4 protein-coding genes are annotated in these 4835 nt (G+C 59.2%); all 4 read left to right on the top strand.

The genetic code is table 11. The features are described 5' to 3' along the window. Positions 1 to 492 (top strand): DUF3131 domain-containing protein (locus DOU50_RS01255; protein WP_148768581.1); only part of this gene is annotated, 492 nt, incomplete at its 5' end. After that, positions 477 to 1871, top strand: a complete 1395-nt coding sequence (locus DOU50_RS01250; protein WP_148768580.1) for a DUF3131 domain-containing protein — start codon at positions 477 to 479, stop codon at positions 1869 to 1871. The genes DOU50_RS01255 and DOU50_RS01250, both read left to right, overlap by 16 nt. Further along, positions 1868 to 2293 carry a hypothetical protein gene (locus tag DOU50_RS01245; protein WP_028013202.1) on the top strand — a complete coding sequence of 142 codons (426 nt, stop codon included), beginning with the start codon at positions 1868 to 1870 and terminating at the stop codon, positions 2291 to 2293. The genes DOU50_RS01250 and DOU50_RS01245 overlap by 4 nt, the downstream gene beginning before the upstream one ends. Before the next feature lie 11 nt (positions 2294 to 2304). Then, positions 2305 to 4835: hybrid sensor histidine kinase/response regulator (locus DOU50_RS01240; protein ID WP_148768579.1), on the top strand; the 2531-nt coding region annotated here is incomplete at its 3' end.

Here is a 4835-nt window from a genome sequence, read left to right as displayed (position 1 = left end):
GTCCCTAACGCTGCCGCGATATCGTTGAAGGCGGCGCTGGGCATGTGGGTGCTGTGGAACTCCCCCTATACCGACCGCCTGCTGAACACCATTGAGAATGCCAACGAAGAGGGAAAAGGCTACTACGAAGGGCTATATGAAAACGGTGACGGGCCGATCAAGGAGTTCACCGCGAACAATAACGGCATCATGCTGGAGGCCCTGCTGTTCAAAAAAGAGGGAAAACTGCTGGCCTTCAACACCGACAACCCGAAGAGCAAGGATTTTGCCCCATCGCTGTGGGATCAAAAGCTGCTCGATCAGTTTGAAGAGAACAACGCGCTGCGCAGTCGCCCGTTCCTGAGCAGCACGCCGGCCGTAAAAAGCTGGTGCGACCGGACCGGCGTCACGCAGCGTACCAAACCCGCCTGTCAGGCCTGTCAGTGCGCGTCATGCAGCGTGGACGAGCCCGTTAAACTGCCACCGGTGACTGCGCAATGCTTAAAACCATAGCCAGAGGGCTCGCGGGATTACTCCTCGCAGGCGCGATCATCTTTGCTCTGTTTGGCCATCAGGGAGCAGGCTGGCGCTGGCTCATCAACGGCGGCTGGCACTCCAGCGCGCGTATCTCTGCCCTGACGCCGGAAGAACAGAAATGGGCGGCAACCGCCTGGCGCTATTTCGTCAATAATACCCAGCCGCAAACGGGGCTGGTCAACGGGAGCGACAAACAGCCCCGCGTCACGCTCTGGCAAATGGGCGATACGCTTATCGCCCTGCTGGCGGCAAAAGAGCTGGGGCTAATTGATGACGCCGAGTATGACGCTCGTTTAACCCGTCTAATGGGCACCCTTAACCGCCTGACGCTGACCGAGTTCCGGACGCCGGGCCGGCTCTATTCCAGCCAGACGGCGGCGCCGATCGATTTTAGCGGCAACCCCGTCAAAAATGGCTGGTCCGCGCGCGACATGGCGCGTCTGATGCTCGCCCTGCGCCTCACCGCTGAGCGGGAGCCACAGTACAGTGAATACCTCGATAAAATTATCCTGCGCTGGAATTTCTGCCCGGTCATCGACGGCGAAGGCGAACTGTGGTCATCTTCGCTGCAAAACGGTCAGCCGGTGGTCCGGGAAGAGCTACGTCTGGGCGAGAGCGAATACGCCGCGACGGCGTTTCATCTATGGGGTTTTTCCCCGGATAAAGCGTTTACGCCGCCTATGAACCACGTCATCATCTCTCAACGGCGGCTGGCCGTGGATGCCCGGGATCCGCGCACCACGTGGCAGCCCTCCCTGATTACCACCCTTCCCTATATGCTGCCGGGCCTGGAGTTTGGCTGGGAGCCCGAAAGCGTTGCGGCCGATCTGCAAAAGCGTCTGCGCAAGCAGGCCGAAAACGTCTGGCTAAGCCAGAAGACCCGTTGGGAGACCGATAAGATCCTGACGGCCAGGGCAGATTTCTCGCTCTCTCAGGCGCCCTGGCATATTCAGGATACCGTCTGGGGAAATGGCTATGCCTGGAACTCTGTCGGCGACGATGGCCGGGACTACACCCGTTTCGCGCAGGTATCGACCAAAGCAGTCTTTGCCCTGTGGGCCCTGTGGGACACCCCGTACACCGACGTGCTGATGACGGTTACAAAACACCTTAACGATCCGCAGAAAGGCTGGTACGAGGGCCGTCAGGAAGCCACGGGGGATACCAACGCTGCCTTAACCCTCTCAACCAATGCCACGGTTCTGGAAGCCCTTTTCTTTAAACACAACGCCGGGCCGCTGTTTGACGTGCATCGATCGAAGAAAGAGAGCTATTTTTCACGCCGTCTGGCAGAGGAATACACGCCCATCGGGCACTGTCTACCGGGCGAAAGCACCCTAAGGAGGACGCCGTGAAGTTTTATCGCGATCTGTTTGAATCCAGCCTGAACCGCGTCTTTCCGAATAATGAAAAAACCGCGTTTTTTCAGACGTTCTATGACGCCTTCGTCCACATGTCACCCGAAACTGAAGCGCATTTTTCTCGTCTGCCGGATCGGGAAGGTCAGCAGACCCTGTTTAAAAGCTTCTTCGCCATGCTTGCGGTAGACGGCGCATTAATCGTGCCTGATTTTCTCGAACGCCTGGCGCGGGAGCAAAGCGACGACGGTCTCCACCTCCCCCCGCGATTTTTTGCCCTGTGGCGCGAAGCGATGTTGAACGCGGTGAGCCTGCGCGATCCGCAGTGCGACGATGAGATCCTGACGGCCTGGGCCATGGCGATCGCGCCCGGGTTGGAATACCTTCGCCGACAGGCAGAACTGCACTACCGCGCGTAGGGAGGATCACGATGAGCACATTCACGTACGATCTTAACGCGCTGCCAGCCGCCGTCATGATTTATGACCGCGGGGAACGCCTGCAGGCCTGGAATCACAACGTGGCCCTGTTTTATCCGGTCATAACCCCGTGGCTGAAGGTGGGGACGACCCTTGAGGCGCTGGCGGAACGCTTTATCGATGCCGTTTACAACGTCGACCCCGGCCTGCGTCAGACGCTGCGGGAGTCAGTGGTACGCAACTGTCGACAGGATAAACACTGCGAAGTGCGGCAGGCAGGCCAGCGGCGGATCTTCGTTCAGCATCAGCGGCTTTCGGACGGCGGTATTGTCAGCCTGCACAGCGATATTACGGAGCTGGATGAAGCGCAGCGCGCGCGCCACCAGCTGCATGACGACTTTCTGCTGACGGCGGAATCCATTCATATCGGGATCTGGGACTGGCAGGTTTCCGGCGACACGCTCCAGGTGAACGACACCCTGCTTGCCATGCTTGGCCAGTCGCGCACACAGTGGCGATATCCGGTGCGGTTTTTGCTCAATCAGGTCCACGAGGACGATCGCGCAGCGCTGCGCAAGGCGCTGCACGCTTCGAAGCAGGATCACCGTCCGGTCTTTGAATGTGAAATTCGCGTACATCATCCTACCGAAGGACTGCGCTGGATGCTGCTGTCAGGCCAGGTGGTCACGCTCTCCATTGAGGGAAACGCCGAGCGCGTGATTGGCACGCTGCAGGATATTACGCGGCGCAAAGAGGCTGAAATTCAGGCGTTCGCCTCGGCCCTTGAGGCACAAAAAGCCAATGAGGCAAAAAGCGCGTTCCTGGCGAATATGAGCCATGAAATTCGTACCCCGATGAACGGCATTATTGGCATGACCCAGCTGTGCCTGGATACGTCTCTCAGTGCCGATCAGCGCGATTACCTGACGCTGGTGATGAGTTCTGCCCAGTCTCTGCTGCATATCATCAACGATATTCTCGACTTTTCCCGTATCGAAGCCGGCAAAGTAGAGCTGGAGACGGACCCTGTGCCTGTCCGCCCCTTCATTCAGTCGCTTATTCGTCCGCACATGCCGGGGGCGAGCGAAAAAGGCATCGAGCTGCTGGTTGATATTGCGCCCGACGTTCCCGACGTGCTGCTGGTCGACGGCGCGCGACTGCGCCAAATCCTGACCAATCTGCTGGGCAACGCGCTGAAATTTACGCATCAGGGAGAAGTGATCCTGGTTGTTGAGCCCGACGATAGCGCGGATCGATGGCGTTTTCGCGTGCGCGACAGCGGCATTGGCATACCGACAGATAAGCAGAAGGCCATTTTTGAAGCCTTTAGCCAGGCGGATAACTCAACCACACGCCGTTATGGCGGTACGGGGCTCGGTCTAACCATCTCTGCGCGACTGGTTGCGGCGATGGGGGGCGAATTAACGGTCTCCAGCGAGCCGGGAAAAGGCAGCGAATTTTCGTTCTCGCTGCCGCTGGTGGCACAGACCCTGGCGCCTGGCGAGCGCCCACATAGCCATCGCTTTAACGGTGACTCCGTGCTGGTAGTTGATGATAACGAGACCAATCTGCGGCTGCTGGCAGCAATGCTCAGCCAGATGGGGCTGAAACCCACCTGCGTCAACAACGCCAGCGAGGCCATCACCCGGGTTAAAGCTGGAACAGTATGGCCGCTGATCCTGCTGGACGCACAGATGCCGGATATGGACGGCGTGTCTCTGGCCCTTGAGCTTTCAGTTCTGCCGCAGGTTGCTGAGAGCCATATCATCATGCTGAGCTCCATGAGCCGACATTTTGATATCAATATGCTGAAGCGGATCGGGATCAAGAACTATCTGCATAAGCCTATCGCCCAGGATGAATTACATCAGGCGATTGCCGCCGCGTTTGAACGTTCGCCGGCGCCCGTGGGTGAAAGCACGCCCGCGCCTGTCGCCTCGCCAGGGGCTACGGGACTGCGGATCCTGCTGGCAGAAGATAATCTGGTTAACCAGAAGGTCGCCGCGCGCCTGCTTGAGCGGCTCGGGCACACCTGTCAGATCGTCGATAATGGCGTCTCGCTGCTGGAACGCTGGCGCGCGGGCGCGTGGGACGTTCTGCTGATCGACCTTCAGATGCCAGAGATGGACGGTGAGACCGCCATTCGCCTGCTGCGTGAAGAAGAACGGTCCCGGCCTGGCCCGGCTCAGCCCACCGTCGCCATGACCGCACACGCCATGCAGGGGGACAAAGAGCGCTGTCTTAACATGGGATTCGACGGCTACATTGCCAAACCCATCAGCCAGGAGCGTCTCGCTGAAGAGATTGCTCGCGTGCTTCAGCGCCACGAAGATTCCTCCGGTCTTCCGGATGAAGCTCGCCTGCTGAAGCAGTGTGCTGACGACCCTGACCTGGTGCAGGAGCTGCTGGCCCTGTTTGGCGAAGGGCTGGAGGAGGCCATGAAGGCCATCACCCGAGCTATCGACAGCGACGACCGCGACGCGCTGCGCCGCGCGGCCCACAAGCTGCGGGGAGAAGCCGTCACCCTGGACTTCAGCACGCT

Origin of the sequence: Enterobacter sp. C6, assembly GCF_008122455.1 — a bacterium.
Taxonomy (GTDB): domain Bacteria; phylum Pseudomonadota; class Gammaproteobacteria; order Enterobacterales; family Enterobacteriaceae; genus Enterobacter; species Enterobacter pseudoroggenkampii.
Note: the sequence above shows the minus strand (reverse complement) of the source record. Positions and strands in the feature narration are given on the sequence as shown.

Coding starts and splice junctions, on each gene's coding strand:
- DOU50_RS01250 (WP_148768580.1), top strand. CDS start 477: ATGCTTAAAACCATAGCCAGAGGGCTCGCGGGATTACTCCTCGCAGGC.